Here is a 22,398-nt window from a genome sequence, read left to right on the forward strand (position 1 = left end):
GCGCGAAAGGACTTTTGCATGGATGCGTCCCGTATCGGCGTTATATTCGACTGCGACGGCACGCTGCTCGACTCGATGGGCGTTTGGCGCGAAGTGGAGGGCGAGCTCGCGCGGCGCGCCGGCGTGACGCTGACTGCGGCCGACGTCGACGAGCTCACCACGCTCACCATTCCCGAATGCGGCGCGTTCTTCCACGAGCGGTACGGCTTGGGCGAATCGAACGAAGCGGTGGTGCGCGCGATAGACGAGCTGATGCTCGACTTCTACCGCACGCGTGCAGAGGCGCGCCCCGGAGCGTTGGCGTTTGTGCGCGGACTCGCCGAACGAGGTGTGCGCATGAGCGTGGCGTCGTCCAGCCCGCTGCCCTACTTGCAGGCGGGACTGGCACGTTGCGGCTTCGCGCCCTATTTGGATGCCGTCGTCTCGGTGGACGACGTGGGGAAGTCGAAGCGCGAGCCGGCCGTGTTCGATCGGGCGCGCGAGGTCATGGGCACGCCGCTGGCAACCACCTGGGGCGTCGAAGACTCGGTGTACGCCGTGCATACGTTGCGCGATGCCGGCTACCGCACGCTCGGCATCTACGACTGTGACATCTCCGGCACCCCCGAGCAGCTGGAAGCGGCGGCCGACCGGTTCGTCCGCAGCTTCGAAGAGCTGGACGCCGAAGAGTTCATCGGGTGGAACGAGCGACCGCTTTAACGCAAGGCATTAGCACGCACGAACGACACCAGGTCATCGTAGCTTTTGCTACCGTCGGCAATACCGTACACCATGTCGTAAAACTCTTCCGTTCGCGGCTTGAAACGATACCCGTGTGCTCGCAAAAGCACGCCAATGACCGCTGCCCCTGTTCGTTTGTTTCCGTCGGCGAAAGGATGCTGGGAGATTACTTCGTAGCCCAACCTCGCAGCTTTTTCCTCGATTGACGGGTACAGCTCCGTGCCGCCAAAGCCCTGCCAGGGCTGAGCAAGGGCCGCCTCGAGCAATCCTTCGTCGCGCACGCCGTCAAGACCGCCGAAGTGCGCGATTTTGCGTCGATGGATTTCCAGAATGGTTTCTTTGTCAAGAGGTTCAATGGGGCGGATCATCTTGCCAACGCCTCGAACAGGTCATGGTACTCCTGCTCGAACTCTTCATCGGCGGCAAGATAGGCGGCTTGCGCATCGATGGCCTCGTGCTTTTCTATCGGCACGATTTTCACGTAGGGTTTGCTTCCTTTGACCACGGTGACCTCCATGTTGTTTTCATGCACGGCTTTCGCAATAGCGGGGAACTGTGCACGGGCCTCGGACGCTGTGACGGTCATGGGCATGACGGCCTCCTTTTTTCGATTGCTGAAATTATAGCATAAAAATCAGCTGAAAATTATGCAGTTTTGAAAAAAGAAAAAGGAGCCAACGTTCATTGCAAGAAGCCTCACCCGCTTCGCTTGCCCTATGGGACGGCTTCACTTCCAAGGATCGCTTTCGAACAGGGGATCGGGGTCGGCCGGGCGGTCGGAGTAGGGGTCGTAGCCGTCGTCGTCTTCCGCTTCGGGGCGGATGAAGGGGTCGCTGGCCCCTTCATCCGCTTTGAGATCGCTCGGTCGCGCGCTCTTGTCGGCGGTCGGAACGGGCGTGGCCACGGGGCGCACGGTGTAGCGGGGCTTGCTACTCATGAGCCGGATCCTCGGCACGGCGCGCGTCGCCTTCCGCTTCCTCGCCCATGCTGTCGAGATCGTACGGCGTGGTCTGGTACACGTAGTAGTTCAGCCAGTTCGTGTAGAGCAGCTGGGCGTGGGCGCGCCAGGTGGCGCGCGGCTCCTGCGCGGGATCGTCGTTCGGGAAGTAATGGCGCGGCAAGGGCATGTCCAAGCCCTTCGCGATGTCGCGCTCGTATTCCACCATGAGCGTTCCCGCGTCGTACTCGGGGTGCCCGAACACGAAGAAATGGCGGCTGTCAGTGCTCTTGGCCAGGTAGACGCCGGCTTCGTCGGACACGGCTACGAGCTCCAAGTCGGGGTGTGCCTCGATGTCCTCGGCGTGCACTTCGGTGTAGCGCGAGTGGGGTGCCATGAAGAAGTCGTTGAAGCCGCGCACGAGCGGCGACGAGGGCTTCACCACCTCGTGCTCGAACACGCCGAACAGTTTGGCCGGCAGCTCGTACTTGGGTATGCCGTAATGATAGTAGATACCGGCCTGCGCGCCCCAGCAGATGTGCAGCGTGGAATGCACGTTCGAGGCCGACCAGTCCATGATGCGCGCCAGCTCGTCCCAGTAGTCCACGTCCTCGAAATCCAGCAGCTCCACGGGCGCGCCGGTGATGATCATGCCGTCGAAGCGTTCGTCCTTGATCTCGTCGAACGTGGTGTAGAACGTCTCCAAATGCTGTTCCGACACGTTCTTGGCCTCGTGGCTCGCCGTTTGCATGAGGTCTATCTCTATCTGCAACGGCGTGTTCGAGAGTTTGCGCATGATCTGCGTCTCGGTGACGATCTTCGTGGGCATGAGGTTCAGCAGCACGAGCTTCAGCGGGCGGATGTCCTGGTGCATGGCCCGGTACTCGGTCATGACGAAGATGTTCTCGCCTTCCAGGATATCGGTGGCGGGCAGGGAGTCGGGGATTCTGATAGGCATGGCGGCTCCTTCTGTTCTCGTGCGGCGCAAACGTTTGTTCTCGCGCCTCGCGGGTTCCATTGTACGGCAAAAGATGATCGGATGCCGCCCGAAGCGTTTGCCCCATTATAGTAAAAACCGATCACGTGTTATCAGAAAGACGACGCTACCGAATGGAAAGACGCGGCGGCTATAATGGTCCGGACAACCAGATTCCCCCAATCCCCGCGAACAAGGAGCCCCCATGAGCGAGAGCATCGGCACCACCTGCGTCCAGGGCGGTTACCGCCCCGGCGACGGCGAGCCCCGGCAGATTCCCATCTACCAGTCCACCACCTGGAAGTTCGACTCAAGCGAGCACATGGGCCGTCTGTTCGATTTGGAAGAGGCGGGCTATTTCTACACGCGCCTGTCCAATCCCACGAACGACTTCGTGGCCGCGAAGATCGCCGAGCTGGAAGGCGGCAGCGCCGCCATGCTCACGTCGTCGGGCCAGGCGGCCAACTTCTTCGCCGTGTTCAACATCGCGGGTTGCGGCGACCATGTGGTGGCGTCGTCGGCCATCTACGGCGGCACGTACAACCTGTTCGCCGTGACCATGAAGCGCATGGGCGTGGAGTTCACGTTCGTCGCGCCCGACTGCACCGACGAGCAGTTGGAAGCCGCGTTCCGCTCGAACACGAAGGCCGTGTTCGGCGAGACCATCGCCAACCCCGCGCTCACCGTGCTCGATATCGAGCGCTTCGCCGCGGCGGCGCATGCGTACGGCGTGCCGCTCATCGTGGACAACACGTTCCCCACGCCGGTGAATTGCCGCCCCATCGAGTGGGGCGCCGACATCGTCACGCACTCCACCACGAAGTACATGGACGGGCACGGCGCCAGCGTGGGCGGGGCCATCGTGGATTCCGGCCGCTTCGACTGGTTCGCGCATGCCGACAGGTTCCCGGGCCTCACCACGCCCGACGACAGCTACCACGGCGTGGTGTACGCCGAGCGCTTCGGCTTGGAGGGTGCGTTCATCACGAAGGCGACGGCGCAGCTCATGCGCGATTTCGGCTGCACGCAGTCGCCGCAGAGCGCGTTCCTCGTCAACATGGGGCTGGAGAGCCTGCATTTGCGCATGGCCCAGCACAACAAGAACGGCCTGGCGCTCGCGCAGCACCTGGCCGCCCATCCGAAGGTGGCGTGGGTTCGTTATCCGGGTTTGCCGGGCGACGCTCAGTACGAGTTGGCGCAGAAGTACCTGCCAAGCGGCGCGAGCGGCGTGGTGAGCTTCGGCGTGGCCGGCGGGCGCGCTGCGGCCGAGACGTTCATGGCGAGCCTCGAGCTCGCGCAGATCGCCACCCACGTGGCCGACGCGCGCACGTGCGTGCTGCATCCGGCCAACGCCACGCATCGCCAGATGAACGACGAGGAGCTGGCCGCCGCCGGCATCACGCCCGACCTCGTGCGCCTGTCGTGCGGCATCGAGGCCACCGAGGACCTCGTGGCCGACGTGGACCAAGCGCTTGCGGCCGTGTGACCGCGCGATCATCAACGATTTTTTGACCGAAGCTCATTCGGGCATTGACTCTTCCTGTGTGGTTATACTGCTTGTCGTCGGGTAATTGAGAAGGAGGGTCAACGGTGGACATTCAGGCGATCATCGATCAGGTCGTGGAGACGTTGCGCGAGGCTCCGGAAAAGGCGCAGGAGATCATCGCGGATCCGGCGGCTGCCGTCGAGCAGATTACCGGGCACCGACTCGAAGAGGGCGATCTGGCTTCGGTCGCACAGGGCGTGCTCGCGAAGATCGGCGAAGAAGGCGGGGATCTGCAAGAGAAGCTGGCCGGCTTGGGCGGTAGCATCGGCGAGGCCGTTTCCTCGCTCATCGGAAACAACGAGACGTTCGGCAACCTGTTGGACAACATCTTCAAGAAGTAGCCGTTTTTCATTCGGATTCGCACACGCCCCCGGCTCGGTGCCGCGCGGACGAAGGGGATAGAACGTGAAGAAGGGCCCGGTGCGGGCCCTTCTTCACGTTCGCAGATGCAAGAGATGCTATGCCGCCTTGGGCAGCTGTTCCCCGGTGTTTTCGCTCGCGTCCTTCTCGTCCGGCGTGCCTTGGTTCGTGCTGTCGGCTTCGTCGCCTCCCACTTTGATGACGTTTGCGAGCGCCGCCGCAACCGCCTCGGGGTCGGCTTTCGAGAGCACGTCGGTGCCGTTCTCGACGGTGCAGCCGGAGCAGCCGCGCGTGCGCTTCGCGTCGATGGCGTCTTGCACGGTGCCGGAGTAGATGGTGCCGGAATTCTTGATGTACTGGCAGTCGGGGTTGAAGTGGTACACCTCGCCGAAGGGCGTCCAGTAGGCCAACCCGTCGTCGGACAGCACGGCCGCGCCGGCTTCGGCTTGGTCAAGGTCTTCCTGCGTGGCCGGATGGTAGTCGATGCCGCTTGCCACGGCGGCGATCAACGCCACGGCGGCCACGATGGTGCCCACGCGTTTCGTGCCCTTGTCCAGGTCCTTGTTCGTCAGCATGAGCAGGATGACGGGCGCGAACGCGATGGCCGCTACGATGACGCCCAAGTCGGTCTGCACCCAGTACGCCACCTTGTTCTCCTTGGAGGCGGGCGCCACGTGGTTCGCGTGCTTCCACAGCTGGGAGCCGGCCACCACCAGCACCAAGTCGACCACCAGGAAGATGATGAGCCACGTTGAAGCCGCCGGGCCCGGCAGGAACAGCGTGCCGTTCATCACCAGAACCGCCATGACCTCGCACACCAGACCAAGCACCCACAGCACGGCCGCGCCGATGCGGAAGGGCAGCGCCGAGCCGTTGCGCGCCGCGTGCATCTCGTCGCGCACGGCCTTGTTGGCCTCGGCGCCTGAGCCGCCCTGGTGGGGGTGCGCGATGGCCTTGCCGGTCTTGGCGTCGACGAACGTGCGCTCCTTCGGCTCCTTCTTCGCAGGTGCCGGAGCGGCCTCGGGCTCGTTCGCGGCTTCGGCCTTCGGTTCCGCTGCCGGAGCGGCTTCGGGCTCCGCCTCCGCAGCGGGCTGCGGCTCGGCTGCCGCTTTCGCTTTCGGCGCGGCTTTCGGCTCTGCCTCTGCTTTCGCCTTCGCTTTCGGCTCCGTCTTCTCGTCTTTCGTCGAAGGCTCCGCTTCGCTTTTTGCCTTCGGCGCGGCCTTCGCGGCCTTCTTCGCCCCTGCGGCTTCTTCGCCGCTCTTCTTCGTTGCCATGTAACCCCGTCTCCTTGCGGTTCAATATCTAGTTGAGCTGGGTCTTTGCCCATTCTCAACCGCGCTCCCCATTATAATTCCCGGAAGAAGAGGGCAGGTTTCCCCTGCTGGGGTACAAAAAATAATTGAAAGAGGGAGCCATGGACGTGCAGGAGATCGTAGGTCAGTTGATGAAGCAGGCCGCGGAGAACCCCGAGAGCCTCAAGCAGTTCGGCGTCGACCCGGCCGCCGCCATCAAGGGCGCCACGGGTCTCGACCTGAGCGAGGAGGAAGTGACCGACGTGGTGAAGGCCGTCGAGCCGCTGCTGGAGGGCAAGGAGTTGAACCTAGATGCCGTCATGAAGGCGGCGGGCGACTTCTTGGGCAACGACCCTGGCGCGCTCCTCGGCAAGCTGGGCGGTCTTTTCGGCGGCAAGTAGCGCGCTGGAAGGCAACCCGGCAAACCGGGAAGGCTGCAAAGCCCCGCATCCCTGTTTAACGCTTTACCGTCGGCGACCCCCTTGCACCCCTTCGTAATCGCCCCGATATGTTATGGTGGCGAACGCAAGGGGGAGGGGGCGCGTTTTGCTGCACGGAAAGCTCAAGTACAAGTTGGCGATACCCACCGTCATCATCATCGTGCTGCTCATGGCATTGAACCTCACGTGGTCGTACACCTCGCAACGCGAGCAGGCCCAGGTGGCTATGCGCGAGCAGGCCAGCATGCTCACGCGGCAGCTGAACGCCATGTGGGACTTCATGGCCATCAACCAGGACCGCATCAACTACGATGCCGACGGCAAGTACGACTTCAAGGGCCTGCACTGCTCCATCGTGGGCCTGAGCGTGAGCGGACGTTTCTCGCAGGATACCGACTACAAGATCCGCTACGTCAGCGACAGCCCGCGCAATTCCGCGCACGCCACCGACCCGTTCGAAACGCAGGTCATGGAGCGCTTCCGCGAAGATCCGGGGCTCGCCGAGTACGACGAGATGACCGACTTCGACGGGCAGAGCTCGCTGCGCTACCTCACGCCGCTGCGCATAGACGCAAGCTGCATCTCGTGCCACGGCAACCCGGCCGGCGAGAAGGACGTGACCGGCTACACGAAGGAGGGCCTCGAGCGGGGGGACCTGTACGGGGTCATCAGCGTGGTCGTGCCGTCGGAGATATACGACGAGAGCATCGCGCAGAACGTCATGCGGGAGGGGCTGCTGTTCTTCGCGCTCATCGTGGCGTGCGTGGTGTCCGTGTACTTCTTCGTCAACCGGTTCGTCACGGCGCCGCTCGAGCGGTTGAAGAACGCCGTGCGCGTGACCGACGAGGGCCGCTTCGCCGTGGACGTGAAGGACGTGCGTGGCGACGGCGAGGTGCACGACCTCGCCGCGTACTTCGACACGATGGGCTCCGAGCTGAACACGCTGTACGACGACCTCGAAAGTCAGGTGGAGTTGCGCGCCGGGCAGCTGGTGCTGGCGAACGAGGAGCTGATCCGCCAGCGCGAGCAGCTGGAATCCATGAACGAGCGCCTGTTCGAGGAGAGCCGCTACAAGTCCGACTTCCTGGCCATGATGAGCCACGAATTGCGCACGCCGCTCACCTCGGTCATCGCGTTCACGGAGATACTGCAGGCGGAGGAGGCCGATGCGCAGGGCAACCGCGCGCGCATCCTCGGCGAGATTCGGCAGAACGCCGCCATCCTGCTCAGCCGCATCAACAACATACTCGACGTCGCCCGCCTCGAGGCGGGCAAAAGCGAGCTCGACCTGCAACTGCTGGATGTGGCCGACGTGGTGAACAGCGTGGAGGCCGCGCTCGAGCCGCTGGCGAGCGCCAAGCGCATCGCGCTTTCGGTGGAGGTCGCGCGCGACGTGCCGCTCATCACGGCGGATCCCGACAAGGCCCGCCGCATCGTGGAGAACCTGGCGGGCAACGCCGTGAAGTTCACGCCGGAGGGCGGCCGCATCTCCATCAGCGCGCTGTTCGACCGGGAAGCCGACCGGGTGCTCGTGAGGGTGGAGGACGACGGTATCGGCATCGCCCCCGAGGACGTGCCGGTCATCTTCGACAAGTTCACGCAGGGCGACGCCTCGGCGTCGCGGCGCTACAACGGCAGCGGCCTGGGGCTCTCGCTCGCGCGCGAGCTGGCCGAGCTGCACGGCGGCACTATCGAAGTGCAGAGCGTTGCGGGAAAGGGCAGCACGTTCACGGCGGCGTTTCCGGTGCGGGCGAACAAGGCGGAGGCGGCGGACGACGGGAAGGGCGCCGACGAGGGCGCGGGGGGAGAGGAGAGGGCGGATGGCTCGCATACTGCTGGCTGACGACGAGAAGAGCATGAGAAACGTGGTGGAGCACATCGTGGTGCAGGGCGGCCACGAGTTCCTGTACGCGAAGAACGGCGCGGACGCGCTCGCGCTGTTCGCCGATCGCGCGCCCGACCTCGTCATCCTCGACGTCATGATGCCCGACATGAACGGCTTCGACGCGTGCGACGCCATCCGCCGCCGCGACCAGGACGTGCCCGTGATGTTCCTGTCGGCCAAGGGCGACATCGTGGACAAGAGCATGGGCTTCAAGATGGGCTGCGACGACTACCTGGTCAAGCCGTTCAGCCCTGCCGAGCTGGCGCTGCGCATAGAGGCGCTGCTCCGCCGCCGCGACCATGCGCGGCCGGACGCCGCGGCGAAGCGCTCGACCATCGAGGCGGGCGACCTGGTGCTCGATCTGGGCAGCTACGAGGCGGTGAAGGCCGGTCGGCCGCTGGATCTGACGGCCAAGGAGTTCGAGATACTCTCCTTCATGGCCCAGCACCCTGGTCAGGTGTTCACGCGCGACCAGCTCTTCGAGAACGTGTGGGGCGAGGACGCCGTCAGCGACGCGAACACCATCACCGTGTTCATCCGCAAGATACGCGAGAAGGTGGAAGACGATCCCTCGAAGCCCCGCTACGTGCTCACCGTATGGGGCGTGGGTTACAAATTCGCCGCCTTTTCCACCGTTCATCAGGCGCGTTAATACTTCAGTAATACCTTGGTAAGGGAAAAATAAGCTGCCGTCACAAAGCGCGTAACATTTCGCGCGTACCATCGACGGCAAGGACGAGGGGGCGCGGCCGCAGGGGGACTGCTCGACGTGCGCGCTCCCCGTGCGAGGGAACCAATCTACGATGGGGGAGGATGACGTATGCAGAAAACCGGATTGTCACGACGGTCGTTCCTGGCGCTTTCGGGCGCCGTGGGCGCGAGCGCGCTCATGTTCGGCGGCTGCGCGCCCAAAAGCGAGCAAGGGGCGAAGAAGGGCGATTCCGCATCGTCCGCCGACGACGGCACGCAGGTGGTCAACACGTGCTCGACGTTCGACTGCGGCGGCAAGTGCCTGATCAAGGCGCACATGAAGGACGGCGCCATCGCGCGCATCGACACGCGCGGCGTGTACGAAAACGACGAGGCGAACCCCTGCCTGAAGGCGTGCGTGCGCGGCCGCTCGTACCGCAAGTGGCAGTACCATCCCGACCGCCTGCAGCATCCCATGAAGCGCGTGGGCAAGCGCGGCGAGAACAAGTTCGAGCAGATCAGCTGGGACGAGGCCATCGACTACATCGTGAGCGAGAACGAGCGTTTGCTGAAAGAGCACGGCCCGCTCACCCGCTACATCAACATCGGCACGGGCGACACCGGCGGCACCATCGTGCGGGCGAACCTCGCCGCGCGGTTCTGCGACGCCACCGGCGGCCACGTGGGCAACTACAACTCGGTGTCCATGGGCAACACGGGCACGGCCACCCCGTATATGTTCGGCGTCGCGTCGTCCGGCAGCAGCCTGCCCAGCCTGAAGGACACGAAGCTGGTCATTCTGTGGGGGCACAACCCCGCCGAGACGATCTTCGGCCTGTCGAACTACTACTTCCGCCAGATGAAGGAGAACGGCTGCAAGTTCATCGTCATCGACCCGCGCAACTCGAACACCGCGGTCGAGCTGGCCGACGAGTGGATTCCCATCCTCCCCACCACCGACAACGCGCTCATGGACGCCATGGCGTACGTCATCGTGACGGAAGGGCTGCACGACCAGGAGTTCCTGGATACGTTCGTGGTCGGTTTCGACGAGGCGCACCTGCCCGAGGGCGTGGAGGCGAACCAGTCCTACCAGGCGTACCTGACCGGCGCGGCCGACGGCGTTGAGAAGACGCCCGAATGGGCCGAGCCCATATGCAAGGTCCCGGCCGACACCATCCGCCGCATCGCGCGGGAATACGCCACCACGAAGCCTGCGGCGCTCATCGAGGGCTGGGGTCCGCAGCGCCACGTGTGCGGCGAGCGCACGGCGCTGGGCGGCGGCATGCTGGCGTGCCTGACGGGCAACGTGGGCGTCGAAGGCGGTTGGGCCGGCGCGTACAACGGCTTCACGCGCAAGAGCCCCGTGGGCATGGCTCCCTTGCCCGACAGCGTCGATTTCAAGACGGTGAACGTTCCCATGTCGTCAGGCTGGATCGACGCCATCGACGACTACACCACCATGACCAAGGAGACCGGCCTCACGGGCGCCGACAAGCTGGAGTACCCGGTGAAGATGCTCTGGAACATCGCCAGCGACTTCATGATGGCGTCGAACCCCGACATCAACCGCGTGCGCGCCATCTTGGAAGACGAGAGCAAGGTGGAGTGCATCATCACGTCCGACGTGCTCATGACGCCCACGGCGCAGTGGTCCGACATCGTGTTGCCGGCCTGCACGTGCTTCGAGCGCTGGAACGTGGGCGCCACGTGGAACAACGGCGACTACTTCATCCTGTCCCAGAAACTGTGCGAGCCCCTGGGCGAAGCGCGCTCCGAGTACGACTGGCTCGCCGAGTGCGCCGACCGCATGGGCGTGAAAGACGTGTTCACCGGCGGCAAGACCGAAGAGGAGTGGGTGCGCTACATCGTCGAGGAAACGGCGAAGAAGTACCCCGAGGACGACCTGCCCGACTTCGACACCATGGTGAAAGAGGGCGTCGCCTACTTCAAGAAGGAAGAGCCCCGCGTGGCTTTCCAGAAGCAGATCGAAGACCCGAAGAACAATCCGTTCGAAACGGACTCGGGCAAGATCGAGCTGTTCTCGAAGAAGCTTTACGACATGAAGAACCCCGACATCCCCGCCACGCCGCACTACGTTCCCGTGGCCGAGGGGCCGGGCGGCGAGCTCGCGGGCGCCTATCCGCTCCAGCTCATCGGATGGAAGACGAAGGCGCGCGACAACTCCAGCTACTTCACGCATCCGTGGCTCCAGCAGACGCAGGACACCGAGCTGTGGATCAACCCCATCGACGCCGAGGCGCGCGGCATTGCCGACGGCGACGAGGTGAAGGTGTTGAACGACCGCGGTGCCATGAAGATTCCAGCGAAGGTGACCACCCGCATCGTGCCCGGCTGCGTGGCCGCGCCCACCGGCTCCTGGTACAGCCCCGATGCCGAGGGCGTCGACCAGAACGGCTGCGTGAACGTGCTCACCTCGTCGGCGCGCACGTCGATGACGCACGGCAACACGCAGCACACCAACCTTGTCGAAGTCGCGAAGCTCTAGGAGGGGACGAGCCATGACCCAATACGGATTCCACATGCGCCAAGATCTGTGCACGGGCTGCCATGCCTGCCAGATGGCCTGCAAAGACGAGAAGAACCTCGACGACGCCCGGCTGTTCCGCCACGTGTTCGAGACGGAGGGCGGCGCGTTCTCGGCCGCCGGGAGCGGTTACGTGCACGACGCGTTCGCGTTCTACACGTCCATGTCGTGCAACCACTGCGAGCGCCCCGCCTGCCTGGGCGTGTGTCCGGCGGGCGCCATCGCCAAGGACGAGAAAACCGGCATCGTCACGTACGACAGCGAGCTGTGCATCGGCTGCAAGTACTGCGAGCAGGCGTGCCCGTACGGCGCGCCCCAGTACGACGAAACGGCCGGCAAGATGACGAAGTGCGACCTCTGCGCCGATCGCGTGGCGGCGGGCGAATTGCCGGTGTGCGTGGCCGCCTGCCCGTTCAACGCGCTCGAGTTCGGCGAGCTGGACGACCTGCGCGCGAAGTACGGCGACACGGTGACCACCCTCGGCCTTCCCGAGGACACCACCGGCCCCAGCATCGTCATCACCTCGCACGCCACGAACGCGACCTCGGCAGCGTAGCGCCGCCGGCGTTCCCCTTCCAACAACCCTTCCCTCCCATCGGCCCCGCACGCACCACGCGGGGCCGACCCGGTTTGCGACCGCGCACCGTATTCGCAAAACTTCTGCAGATCGCGCGCATCGTGGGGGAAATTCGTTGACTTTGTGAACTTTCCCGGCATACAATGCAAAGGTTCGCTTTCAAAAGCCCCGTGCATGCAGCGAAAACGGAGACGCAGACAAAGGAGTCCAGGCCGGAGTCGCGTGTCAGCGTAGGAACCTGACGTCCGTCTCACCTGCACTTTTGAAAACCGACGCGCCGCTTCCGCACCATGGACGACAACCGGCGAGGCTCGACCTCGAAGGGAATCGCCCGGACGCGTGGAGAGCGGTAATCCCGGCGGGCGCGTTCGCGCGCGCACGGCGGAATGTAAGATTATTGGAGGAAGCAGAAGTGAAGACGTATTACGCGAAGCCCAACGAAGTTGAGCGCGAATGGGTCTTGATCGACGCCACGGACCAGGTTCTGGGCCGCGTCGCCGTGAAGGCCGCGCACATCCTGAAGGGCAAGCACAAGCCGCAGTACACCCCGCATGTCGACACCGGCGATTTCGTTGTCATCATCAACGCGGACAAGATTCGCGTGACGGGCAACAAGGCCGAGGACAAGCGTTACTACCGCCACAGCGGTTTCCCCGGCGGCTTGAAGTCCGAGACCTTCAACGAGGCCATGGCCAAGCACCCCGAGCGCGTGATCGAGCATGCCGTGAAGGGCATGCTGCCGAAGAACACGCTGGGCCGCGCCATGGGCAAGAAGCTCAAGGTCTACGTTGGTGCGGAGCATCCGCACATGGCTCAGCAGCCCCGCGAGATTAAGATGGAGGGTTAAACAATGGCAGGTGAAGCTTTGTACTACGGCACCGGCCGTCGTAAGAACGCCGTCGCTCGCGTGCGTCTCGTTCCCGGCACCGGCAAGGTTACGGTCAACGGCCGCGAGGCTCTGCAGTACTTCGGCCGCCAGGCTCTGGTGGACTACGCCAAGACGCCGTTCAAGGTGACCGACACGATGGACCACTTCGACGTCATCGCCCGCATCGACGGCGGCGGCATCTCGGGCCAGTCCGGCGCCCTGCGCCACGGCATCGCCCGCGCGCTGCTCGCGGCCGGCGACTACCGCGGCGAGCTGAAGAAGGCCGGCTACCTCACGCGTGACGCTCGTATGGTGGAGCGCAAGAAGTACGGCCTGAAGAAGGCCCGCAAGCGCCCGCAGTTCAGCAAGCGCTAAGCCGAACAACGCAATCGCTCGGCTCTTTGGCCCGCTTCCGAAAGGAGGCGGGCTTTTCCTTTTCTCGCCTCTTTGCCGAACATGGTTGGTGCGGGTTTGCTGTGTTCCGCTCCGTAGAATGCACTTGCTGTCGGGCGCTTTGCGCCTGCATGATGGATAAGCCCGTCAAACGGCGCGTCGTGCCGGTCGGGCCGGGTGGCGAGGGGCGCGGATCTGGAAAAGCGAGGGGAAAGAACGCAGGGCGAGCAGCATCGCTCATCGGCCGTCGCGACGAAACGCGACGATGCGCTCGCGCGGGCGATAGCAGTGCTGGTGCTGCTCGTGGTCGTGGAGTCGTTTGCGGTTCTCGTTGGCTCGTGGCGCGGCGATGCCGGCAATCCGGCGTTTGACGGCGCCGTGGGCGAGGTGACCATGCTCTCGATAGAGGGGACGTACCGCATCGACGACGGGGAGTGGCGCTCTGCCGACGGCTCCTCGTTCGATGCCGCGCTCGTGGGCGTGCGGTCGGTGACGGTGCGGGGGCGGCTGTCCTGTGCCGTGCCGGAAGGCGAGCGCGTGAACCTGCGCCTGAGCAGCACGTCGTGCGTCGTCCGGGTGAACGGGACGGAGGCGTTCTCGTTCGACGGCCGCAGCGGCGCGGGCCCGGCCAGCGAGCCCATGCTGGGTTGGGTGGGCTTCGCGTCTTCCGGTATAACCGAAAGCGACCTGGTGGAGGTGGAGCTGCGTAGCGCCTCGCGGTGGAGCTCGCTCGGCGACTACGAGCTCACGTTCCGCACGCTGAACGCCGGCGATGCGGACTCTTTGCGCCGGGCCATGACGCAGCTGTTCTTCCCGATGTTCGCGTGCGGCGCGGCCGTGCTGTGCGCCGGCGTCGTGCTGCTTTTGGTGGCGAGCCTGGGGCATCTCATCGGCGTGCCGAAGGAGCGCGGAGGCATGCTGTTCGCCTGCTACGTGCTGTTGGGCGGCGTATGGATAATCTTCTGCTTCGACTACGTCACGTTGTTCATCCCCCATCCGCAGTTCACGGCCACCGTCAGCCTGCTGGCGCAAGACGCGATGCCGCTCGCTCTCGTCGGATACGTGATACAGCGATCAGTCGGAACGCTGCGGCGGTTCGCTCGGATCGCTCTTGCGGCGATGGCGGTTGTCGAAGCGACGGCGATCGCGTTGAAGACAGCCGGGGTTTGCTCGCTGTTCGACGCGAACATACTCATCGTGGCGCTGTTCGTGGCGGTCGAGATCGCCGTGGTGGGCGCGTTCGCGGTGCATGCCGTCCGGTCGCGCAACCGGGAGATGCTGGAAGCGGTCGTCGTCGTGCTGCCGTGCACCGTAGGCTCGCTTCTCGAGGCGCTTTCGTTTCTTATCTGGGGTGTTTCCACGGGGTTCGCGCTGACGGCGGGCATCGCGGTGTCGGCGGCCTTCCGCTTCGTGGCCCTGTACGCGTACGCGCGCAAGCAGGCCGAGCTCGCCGAACGGGCCCGTCGCGCCGAGCAGGAGCTCGTCCAGTCGCGCGTGGCGATAACGCTTTCGCAGATACAGCCCCATTTCCTGTACAACGCGCTCACCACCATCCAGTACCTCTGCACCGAGGATCCGCCGCTCGCGGCGCGCACGGTGGACGACTTCGCGCGCTACCTGCGCGGCAACATGGACTCGCTCACGAACGACCGGCCCATCCCGTTCGCCCGCGAGCTGGACCACCTTCGCCATTACACAGCCATTGAGCAGCTGCGGTTCCCGCAGATCGCCGTCGAGCTCGACGTGGGGGAAGAACGGTTCTTGTTGCCGGCGCTCACCGTGCAGCCGCTCGTGGAGAACGCCATACGGCACGGGCTGCGCAACCGCGCGAAAGGCGGGACGGTGACGGTGTCGACGCGATCCGGCGAGGGGTGCTGTCTCGTGTGCGTGTGCGATAACGGAAAAGGGTTCGAGCGCGCGTTGGACGTGCCCGACATCGCCGATGCGCCCCCGGATTTCGCGGCGTGCCTGGATCCGACTCGCAGTCATATCGGGCTGTCGAACGTGGCTTTTCGCGTGCGGTCGATGTGCGGCGGATCCGTGTCGCTGCGCAGCCGGCCCGGCGAAGGGTGCCGCGTGACCGTGACGATCCCGCGATAGCCTTATTGCGGGCGCGGCGGCTCGGCGTGCATCCGATCCGTGCGCGTCGAGGTATTTTGGTGTGCATGGAGGCGTATAGTCCGCGTTCAAGGAGTTCTCGAAAAGACGGGAGGGCGAACATGCTGACGGATAACAAGGCGATGCGCTCGCCGAGGCGCGGTTGGCTCGTTGCGGCGTGCGCGGCGCTGCTCGCGTGCGGGCTGTTGGCCGGTCTGGCGGGTTGCAGCTGCGGCAGCGATCAGAACCAAGGCGGCAAGCAGGAGACCGAGAAGAAGGCCGAGGATGCGAAGACGCCTCCCAACGTCGTGGGCATGACGAAGGACGACGCCGCCCGCGTCATCGCCGACGCCGGCTTCAAGGTGGGCACCGTCACCGAAGAGGAGAGCGACAAGGTGGCCATCGGCATGGTGGTGAGCCAGAAGCCAGGCTCGGGCACCGAGGCGAAGCTCAGCTCGACCGTCGACTACGTCGTGTCGAAGGGCGTGAAGAAGACGCCCGCCCAGGTGGCCGTGCCGAACCTCGCGGGCATGACGCAAACGCAGGCGGAAGACGCCCTCGCGAAGGTCAAGCTCGTGTCGAAGGCCGAAGACCCCGTGTACGCCGACGGTGTGGAGCCGGGAAAGATATTCAAGCAGTCCGTCGCCGCCGACACGAAAGTGGAGGAAGGAACGTCGGTGAGCTTCGTGGTGGCGCTGGGCAAAGAGGTCGTAGCCGTGCCGAACGTGGTGAACATGGCGAAGGACGCGGCCATCAAAACGCTGACGGGCGCTTCGTTCAACGTCGACATCGTGGAGATGTACAGCTCGTCGGTGGCCGCCGGCAACGTGATCGGGCAGAACCCCAACCCGAGGATCCAGTGCGTGAAGGGCACCACGGTGACGCTGTCCATCTCGAAGGGCGCCGCGCCCGCTCCGAAGGAGCAGGTGGCCATGCCCGACTTCATGACCCTGTCCGTCGAGCAGGCGGAGGCCGTATGCTCGAACGCCGGGCTGAAGTGCGTGTTCACAGGCGCCGACAGCGGCACGGTGGTGGCCCAAAGCATCGTGGCCGGCACGAAGGTCGACCGCGGCACCACGGTAACGCTCACGATAGAGGAGCTGCCGACCCTGGCGACAGAGGGCTAGGCGCAGACATAGCATGTTTTCGGAAGGGGCCCGCGCTCACGATGCGCGGGTTCTTTTTGCGTGGAACGCGACAGCGCCGTGTTTGGATAAGGCGATGAGAAGGACGACTTTTGGCAGGAGCGTTTCGATCCCCTGGGTTTCTGCTGTCTAGCCTGATAAAAGACCAACACAAATAGTTGTTATAGTCATATAATAGATCATACCAACTATAGAGCGTTCGATGCGGAAGAGGAGCGTCATCATGGATTCGACGGTGTCAAAGATCATCAACAAGGCCCTCGACGGAGGGCTGCTCACGGCTCGCGAGGGAATCGAGCTGCTGTCGTGGGACGACCTGAGCGATGAAGCCGCGGCCGTGCGGTTGGCGGGTCGCCGTTTCAGCGAGCAGCTGCTGCCGCAGGCCGAGATTCACGGACAGATCGGGCTCAACACGGGTTTGTGCCCGCAAGACTGCAAGTTCTGCTCGTTTGCGGCAAGCAACCGGGTGTTCACCGAGCCGAGCGAGGAATCGCTGGAAACGGTGGTCGACTACGTGAGGCTTCTGGAGGAGAAGGGCGCGAACGCCATCTACCTCATGACCACGGCGAACTACGATCAAGAGCAGTTCCTCGCGTACGGAAGGGCCGCCTTCGCGGCCATCGAGAACGGCACGCCGCTCATCGCCAACATAGGCGATTTCGACCTCGACTATGCGCGCGAGCTGAAGAGGGCGGGTTTCACAGGTGTCTACCACGTCATTCGCATGGGAGAGGGCGAGTTCACACGGTGCCCGGTGGAGCGCCGCTGGGACACCATCCGCGCGGCGCAGGAGGCCGGTTTGCAGCTGGGCTCGTGCGTGGAGCCGATGGGCCCCGAGCACGCGCTCGAAGAGATCGTGGAGAAAACGCTCATCACCCGCGACATGAACGCGCGCTTCTCGGGCGCCATGCGCCGCACGCCCCTGCCCTCCTCGGTGCTTGCCAAGCACGGTGCGGTCGGTTACGCCCGTATGGCCACTATCGTGGCTGCCGTGGCGCTCATCACCGGCCAGGGCATCGCAGGCAACTGCACGCACGAACCGAACCAGCTGGCGGTGTTCAACGGCGCCAATTTGCTGTGGGCCGAGGTGGGTTCGAACCCGCGCGACACCAAGGGCAAGACGGAAGAGAATCGCGGCTGGACCGTTCCGCGCTGCAGGGAGCTGCTGGAAGAGTGCGGTTGGGACGTGCTCGAGGGACCCTCCGCTCTGTTCGCGTAGAGGGGCGGCCGGCGATCGCTCGACGAGCTCTGCCAACGTTGCCGACGCGCTGTTCGAGCGGGCGGACAACGGTGGTATTCTGTTGTTCGCCACGCATGACCGAGGGTTGGCGTCTCGCGCCGCGCGCGTCATGCATCTGGAGGGAAAGACGTTCGTCGAGGGGTAGAAAGGCTGGAAGCGGAGGGTTGGCAAAAGGTTTCGATCGGGGAGTGTACCGCGCGGTTCTGCGGGTGAGGGAGGCCTACGCGTTCGACGTGGGCGGGTTCCTCATGCGCATCTACGCTTACATGGCCACCATCGGGTCCATATCCATGCTCACGCTGGCCGGCTACTCGTTCTTCGTGGCGGGCACCATCTCCTCCACCATCGCGCTGGCGACGTTCTTCATCTCTCCGCGTGTTTCGAAGCGCGTCGACGAGAAGGGGCAGCACGCCGTGGTTCCCTGGGCGGCGGCCATCGCGCTTGCGGGCCTGGCGCTCATGCTCACGACGGTGAGCTTCGGCGGGCCGACGGCGCTCTGCTACGTCGCGGCCGTGCTCATGGGCTTCATCCCGAACGCGCAGGCCCTCACGCGCGCGCGGTGGACCTACCTCGTGCGCACGGGCCGGTTGGGGAGCGACGCGCCCACGCTGAAAACGGTGTTCTCCTACGAGGGCGTTATCGACGACGTCGCGTTCATGATCGGCCCCGCCGCTTCCATCGCCCTGGCAGCGGCGTTTTTCCCGGCGGCGGGCATGCTGGGAGGCGGGGTTTGCTTCGTCGTGGGCACGTGCGTGCTCTCGCTTTCGCGCTCGACCGAGCCCCAGGCCGGATGGGTGGCCGAAGCGAGCGAAGGCCCTCGTCGCAAGAGCATCATCGTCACGTCGTCCACCGTGCGCGTCCTGTTCGCGCTCATGTTCTTCCTCGGGGCGTTCTACGGGGTGTTCGACACGGCCACGGTCGCGCTCGCCGAGGACGTGGGCAATCCTTCGGCCGCCAGCTTCATCCTCATCGTGTCGGCGTGCGTGTCCATTGCCTCCGGGCTCGTGTTCGGCATGGTTCGCCTGGCTCTGCCGCAGTACGCGCAGCTGGTGCTGACGGCCGTGCTCATCGGGTGCGCCTACGGGGCCATGGTGTTCATCGGCTCCATCGAATCGCTGTTCGTGGTTTCCACGGTGGCGGCGCTGTTCTACGCGCCCTTCCTCATCACGGCGAACGCGACGTGCGAGCAGATGGTGCCGGGGGAGCGTCTGACGGAGGCCATCACGTGGCTGAACTCGGGCAGCATCTGCGGCCTGGCGTTCGGGCCCACGCTGGGCGGCGTCATCATAGACGAGCTGGGCGCCACGGTCAGCTTCGACTTCGGCGCGGTGCTGGCCGTCATGATCCCCGTCATTGCGTTCGCGTGCCTTCCCATCCTGAAGCGCCGCAGGAAGTGAGGGCGAGGGCGCTCTACCGTTTGCTACAGCTTCATCTTCGGCAGTTCGGCCGCCTTCGGGTCGGCTTTCGCCAGCTGCACGATGCCCACAACGATGGAGACGCCGGCGGCCACCCACAGGCAGAGGGCCGTTTGGTGGCAGTGCATGTCGGCGCTGCCGCACAGGCCGATGCCGACGGGGGTGGTCAGCAGCACGGCCACGACGGCCGTGGCGATGGAGGCTGCGGCGGCGAAGCGGCGCCCTTCCTTCGTGGAGCCGGCCAGCGCAAGCAGCGACGTCACCGCGCCGATGATGCCTGTGAACGTGGTTGCCACGAACGTCCAGTGGCATTTCATGGGCACGGTTCCGCCCGCAGCTGTCTCCACCGGCTTCGAGCAGCCGCCCATGAACGCCGATACGGCCACTATCGCCAGCATGGCCACGAGTCCCACCGCCGCCAAGATCGTCCACGCCCGCTTGCTCATGTCGAAATCCCCTCTCCAAGATTATTCTTATAAATATCTATTATCATACAGCAATAATATGGCTATGCCACGAGAAGAGCCGGCGCCGACGTATGATTTTTCAGGTCGCGTCGAATATCGACCAAGGGGTCTTGCGCCCTGCCAGGGTAAACTTGCGCCGTCTGCCTGTCTGCGCAGGCGTTCTAAAGCGCGTCTCGGGGGTCGATCCGTGGGATTTCGCCGTCGGGCTATCGCCCTTGCCGCAACAAACAGTTCTCTTGGCCGAAAACTCTCCGAAACAATTCGCCGTTAGTTTGATGAGAGGAAGTTGACCATGTGTTTCAAGCGGCGTCATGCTATCGTATCGCATGTTATGAACGAATCACGGGCGAGCGGCAGGCCATGAGGTCGGGGAGCACCGCATGCAGGCGATGAGTGAGGAGCAATGCCCTATGGCGAAAGTATCGGAGATCTACGGTTCGATGGTGTTCAACGAGCACACGATGCAGGAGCGCCTGCCCTCTGCAACGTACAAGAGCCTGCTCAAGACCATTAAAGAAAGCAAGCCGCTCGACATCGAGGTGGCCAACGTCGTGGCGCACGCCATGAAGGAATGGGCCATCGAGAAGGGCGCCACCCACTACACGCACTGGTTCCAGCCGCTCACCGGCATCACGTCGGAGAAGCACGACAGCTTCCTCGACCCCTGCGGCGACGGCCGCGCCATCATGAGCTTCTCCGGCAAGGAGCTCATCCAAGGCGAGCCCGACGCCTCCAGCTTCCCGTCCGGCGGCTTGCGCGCCACGTTCGAGGCCCGCGGCTACACCGCGTGGGACCCCACCTCCTACGCGTTCATCAAAGACGAGGTGCTGTGCATCCCCACCGCCTTCTGCTCCTACACCGGCGAGGCGCTGGACAAGAAGACGCCGCTGCTGCGCTCCATGAGCGCCATCGACGAGCAGGCAAAGCGCGTGCTGGCGCTGTTCGGCGAGAAGCCCCTCCGCGTGACGACCACCGTGGGCGCCGAGCAGGAGTACTTCCTCATCTCCGAGAAGGACTACGCGCAGCGCCAGGACCTCATCATGACGGGCCGCACGCTGTTCGGCTACGCGCCGTGCAAGGGCCAAGAGCTCGAGGAGCACTACTTCGGCGCCATCCGCCCCACGGTGAACGAGTTCATGAAGGAGCTCGACGACGAGCTGTGGAAGCTGGGCGTGTCCGCCAAGACGAAGCACAACGAGGTGGCCCCCGCGCAGCACGAGCTGGCGCCCATCTTCGCCAACAGCAACCGCGGCATCGACGAGAACCTGCTCACCATGGAGAAGATGCGCTTGCTGGCCAGCCATTACGGTTTGGTGTGCCTGCAGCACGAGAAGCCGTTCGAGGGCATCAACGGCTCCGGCAAGCACAACAACTGGTCAATCTCCACCGGCAAGACGAACCTGCTGGAGCCGGGCGAGAGCCCCATGGACAACCTGCGCTTCCTCGTGTTCCTCACGGGTGTGATCCAGGCGGTCGACGACTACCAGGAGCTGCTGCGCATGTCCGTGGCCACTGCTGGCAACGACCACCGCTTGGGCGCCAACGAGGCGCCGCCGGCCATCATATCCATGTTCCTGGGCGACGAGCTGGGCGCCATCGTGGACGCGCTCATCGACGACCACGAGTACACGTCCGCCGAGAAGGTGGCCATGGACCTGGGCGTGTCCGTGCTACCGAACTTCCTGCGCGACAACACCGACCGCAACCGCACCTCGCCGTTCGCGTTCACGGGCAACAAGTTCGAGTTCCGCATGCCGGGCTCGGCCGTGAACCTGTCGGACTGCAACATGATTCTGAACACGGCCATGGCGAAGAGCCTGAAAGAGTTCGCCGACGCCATGGACGGCAAGACGGGCGAGGAGTTCGAGGCGGCCGCCATCGCCTACATCAAGGACATGCTCACCAAGCACCAGCGCATCATCTTCAACGGCAACGGCTATTCCGACGAGTGGCCGGTGGAGGCGGAGCGCCGCGGGCTGGCGAACCACCGCACCACGGCCGACGCGCTGCCGTGCTTCGTCGACCCGAAGAGCATCGCGCTGTTCGAGGAGTTCGGTGTGCTGTCCGAGCCCGAGGTGCGCAGCCGCTACGAGGTTAAGCTGGAGAAGTACAACAAGCTCGTCAACATCGAGGCCCGCACGATGAAGCGCATGGTGCGCCGCGCCTACCTGCCCGCCATCAACGACTACGCCGCCGAAGTGGCCAGCAACATCACCACCGTCAAGGCCGCTTCCGCCGGTGCCGACATGGGCCAGCAGGAAGACTTGCTGAAGAAGCTGCTGGCCGGCATCAAGGAGATCAACGAGCAGCTGATCGCCCTCGACGAGAACCACCACGCCTGCGTCGCCCTCGAAGACGAGCAGGAGCAGGCCGACATGAACGCCCACACCATCCTGCCCATCATGGACAAGCTGCGCGCCGCCGTCGACCAGATGGAGATCGTCACCGACCGCGACCACTGGCCCGTGCCGACGTACAACGACATGTTGTTCTACGTCTAGGTTCCGGCGGCCTACGGCCGCCGGAACGACTCGACGCTGCGAGGGGCTTCCCATGGGCGAGAATCCCGCCGGTTGCCCCGTAGGGGCGCTCTCCAGAGCGCCCGCTCGCGCGTAGCGCGAGAACGCGAGCATCGGTTGCTTTTTCCGGCTGCGCCGGAACGGGCGATCAGGAGATCGCCCCTACGGGGCATCCGGGGCGCCTCTTCTCGCCCGAGCGCTGTTTTCCGCATCGTGCGGTTTCTCCTTCCTCTCGTTCCGCTACAATGCTTCCCGAAGAGATTTCCGGCGGAAAGAGGGGCGG

21 protein-coding genes are annotated in these 22,398 nt (G+C 64.5%); 15 read left to right on the plus strand and 6 right to left on the minus strand.

What is annotated here, in order from left to right; translation table 11 throughout:
* Positions 1-18 precede the first annotated feature (18 nt).
* Entirely contained in the window at positions 19-699 is a 681-nt protein-coding gene (locus C1878_RS11695; protein ID WP_114601802.1) for an HAD family phosphatase, read from the plus strand.
* Here the strand turns inward: C1878_RS11695 and C1878_RS11700 are convergent.
* The 4 genes from C1878_RS11700 to metA all read right to left on the minus strand — a co-directional run bounded on the left by C1878_RS11700 (position 696) and on the right by metA (position 2,615).
* The gene (locus C1878_RS11700) at positions 696-1,088 is read right to left on the minus strand and encodes a type II toxin-antitoxin system death-on-curing family toxin (RefSeq protein WP_114601803.1); all 393 of its coding nucleotides are present in this window, start codon (positions 1,086-1,088) and stop codon (positions 696-698) included. The genes C1878_RS11695 and C1878_RS11700 overlap by 4 nt on opposite strands.
* Positions 1,085-1,312, minus strand: a complete 228-nt coding sequence (locus tag C1878_RS11705) for a type II toxin-antitoxin system Phd/YefM family antitoxin (RefSeq protein ID WP_114601804.1) — start codon at positions 1,310-1,312, stop codon at positions 1,085-1,087. Before C1878_RS11705 ends, C1878_RS11700 begins: the two co-directional genes overlap by 4 nt.
* A 135-nt stretch (positions 1,313-1,447) precedes the next feature.
* Positions 1,448-1,657, minus strand: a complete 210-nt coding sequence (locus tag C1878_RS11710; protein ID WP_114601805.1) for a hypothetical protein — start codon at positions 1,655-1,657, stop codon at positions 1,448-1,450.
* Positions 1,650-2,615, minus strand: a complete 966-nt coding sequence (metA, locus tag C1878_RS11715; protein WP_114601806.1) for a homoserine O-succinyltransferase — start codon at positions 2,613-2,615, stop codon at positions 1,650-1,652. The genes C1878_RS11710 and metA overlap by 8 nt, the downstream gene beginning before the upstream one ends.
* Before the next feature lie 223 nt (positions 2,616-2,838).
* Between metA and C1878_RS11720 the strand changes: the two genes are divergently transcribed.
* Both C1878_RS11720 and C1878_RS11725 read left to right on the plus strand, forming a co-directional pair.
* Complete coding sequence (locus C1878_RS11720) at positions 2,839-4,119, plus strand: O-acetylhomoserine aminocarboxypropyltransferase/cysteine synthase family protein (RefSeq protein WP_114601807.1); 1,281 nt, start codon at positions 2,839-2,841, stop codon at positions 4,117-4,119.
* Positions 4,120-4,223: 104 nt separating this feature from the next.
* Positions 4,224-4,520 carry a hypothetical protein gene (locus tag C1878_RS11725; RefSeq protein ID WP_114601808.1) on the plus strand — a complete coding sequence of 99 codons (297 nt, stop codon included), beginning with the start codon at positions 4,224-4,226 and terminating at the stop codon, positions 4,518-4,520.
* A 117-nt stretch (positions 4,521-4,637) separates the two neighbouring features.
* Here C1878_RS11725 and C1878_RS11730 read toward each other — a convergent pair whose 3' ends face one another.
* Positions 4,638-5,813 (minus strand): hypothetical protein, encoded by a 1,176-nt coding sequence (locus C1878_RS11730; protein WP_158539798.1) that lies wholly within the window; start codon positions 5,811-5,813, stop codon positions 4,638-4,640.
* 140 nt (positions 5,814-5,953) lie between these two features.
* Between C1878_RS11730 and C1878_RS11740 the strand changes: the two genes are divergently transcribed.
* The 11 genes from C1878_RS11740 (at position 5,954) to C1878_RS11790 (ending at position 19,111) form a co-directional block, all read left to right on the plus strand.
* Positions 5,954-6,232, plus strand: a complete 279-nt coding sequence (locus C1878_RS11740) for a homocitrate synthase (protein ID WP_114601810.1) — start codon at positions 5,954-5,956, stop codon at positions 6,230-6,232.
* 145 nt (positions 6,233-6,377) lie between these two features.
* Complete coding sequence (locus C1878_RS11745; RefSeq protein ID WP_158539799.1) at positions 6,378-8,114, plus strand: ATP-binding protein; 1,737 nt, start codon at positions 6,378-6,380, stop codon at positions 8,112-8,114.
* A complete protein-coding gene (locus C1878_RS11750; protein ID WP_114601812.1) occupies positions 8,092-8,808 on the plus strand; it encodes a response regulator transcription factor in 717 nt (238 codons plus the stop codon). Before C1878_RS11745 ends, C1878_RS11750 begins: the two co-directional genes overlap by 23 nt.
* Before the next feature lie 168 nt (positions 8,809-8,976).
* On the plus strand, positions 8,977-11,355 hold the full coding sequence (locus C1878_RS11755) for a DMSO/selenate family reductase complex A subunit (protein ID WP_114601813.1): 2,379 nt from the start codon (positions 8,977-8,979) through the stop codon (positions 11,353-11,355).
* A 13-nt stretch (positions 11,356-11,368) separates the two neighbouring features.
* Positions 11,369-11,950: a DMSO/selenate family reductase complex B subunit gene (locus C1878_RS11760; RefSeq protein WP_114601814.1), complete on the plus strand. Its 582-nt coding sequence runs from the start codon at positions 11,369-11,371 to the stop codon at positions 11,948-11,950.
* A gap of 433 nt (positions 11,951-12,383) precedes the next feature.
* Complete coding sequence (rplM, locus tag C1878_RS11765; protein ID WP_114601815.1) at positions 12,384-12,818, plus strand: 50S ribosomal protein L13; 435 nt, start codon at positions 12,384-12,386, stop codon at positions 12,816-12,818.
* 3 nt (positions 12,819-12,821) lie between these two features.
* Entirely contained in the window at positions 12,822-13,214 is a 393-nt protein-coding gene (gene rpsI, locus C1878_RS11770) for a 30S ribosomal protein S9 (protein WP_080144307.1), read from the plus strand.
* A gap of 306 nt (positions 13,215-13,520) precedes the next feature.
* Positions 13,521-15,332 carry a sensor histidine kinase gene (locus tag C1878_RS11775; RefSeq protein WP_147272940.1) on the plus strand — a complete coding sequence of 604 codons (1,812 nt, stop codon included), beginning with the start codon at positions 13,521-13,523 and terminating at the stop codon, positions 15,330-15,332.
* Between the two features lie 119 nt (positions 15,333-15,451).
* Positions 15,452-16,456 carry a PASTA domain-containing protein gene (locus C1878_RS11780; RefSeq protein WP_114601817.1) on the plus strand — a complete coding sequence of 335 codons (1,005 nt, stop codon included), beginning with the start codon at positions 15,452-15,454 and terminating at the stop codon, positions 16,454-16,456.
* Between the two features lie 241 nt (positions 16,457-16,697).
* Complete coding sequence (locus C1878_RS11785; RefSeq protein ID WP_114601818.1) at positions 16,698-17,693, plus strand: radical SAM protein; 996 nt, start codon at positions 16,698-16,700, stop codon at positions 17,691-17,693.
* A gap of 209 nt (positions 17,694-17,902) precedes the next feature.
* Positions 17,903-19,111 (plus strand): MFS transporter, encoded by a 1,209-nt coding sequence (locus C1878_RS11790; RefSeq protein ID WP_158539800.1) that lies wholly within the window; start codon positions 17,903-17,905, stop codon positions 19,109-19,111.
* A 23-nt stretch (positions 19,112-19,134) separates the two neighbouring features.
* On the opposite strand, the gene C1878_RS11795 is transcribed toward C1878_RS11790, so the two are convergent.
* Positions 19,135-19,575, minus strand: coding sequence for a DUF4418 family protein (locus C1878_RS11795; protein WP_114601820.1), 441 nt, complete (start codon positions 19,573-19,575; stop codon positions 19,135-19,137).
* A 431-nt stretch (positions 19,576-20,006) separates the two neighbouring features.
* On the opposite strand from C1878_RS11795, the gene C1878_RS11800 reads away from it, so the two are divergent.
* The gene (locus C1878_RS11800; RefSeq protein WP_114601821.1) at positions 20,007-22,097 is read left to right on the plus strand and encodes a glutamine synthetase III; all 2,091 of its coding nucleotides are present in this window, start codon (positions 20,007-20,009) and stop codon (positions 22,095-22,097) included.
* The last annotated feature ends 301 nt before the right edge of the window (positions 22,098-22,398 follow it).

This window comes from Gordonibacter sp. 28C (assembly GCF_003339845.1).
GTDB lineage: Bacteria > Actinomycetota > Coriobacteriia > Coriobacteriales > Eggerthellaceae > Gordonibacter.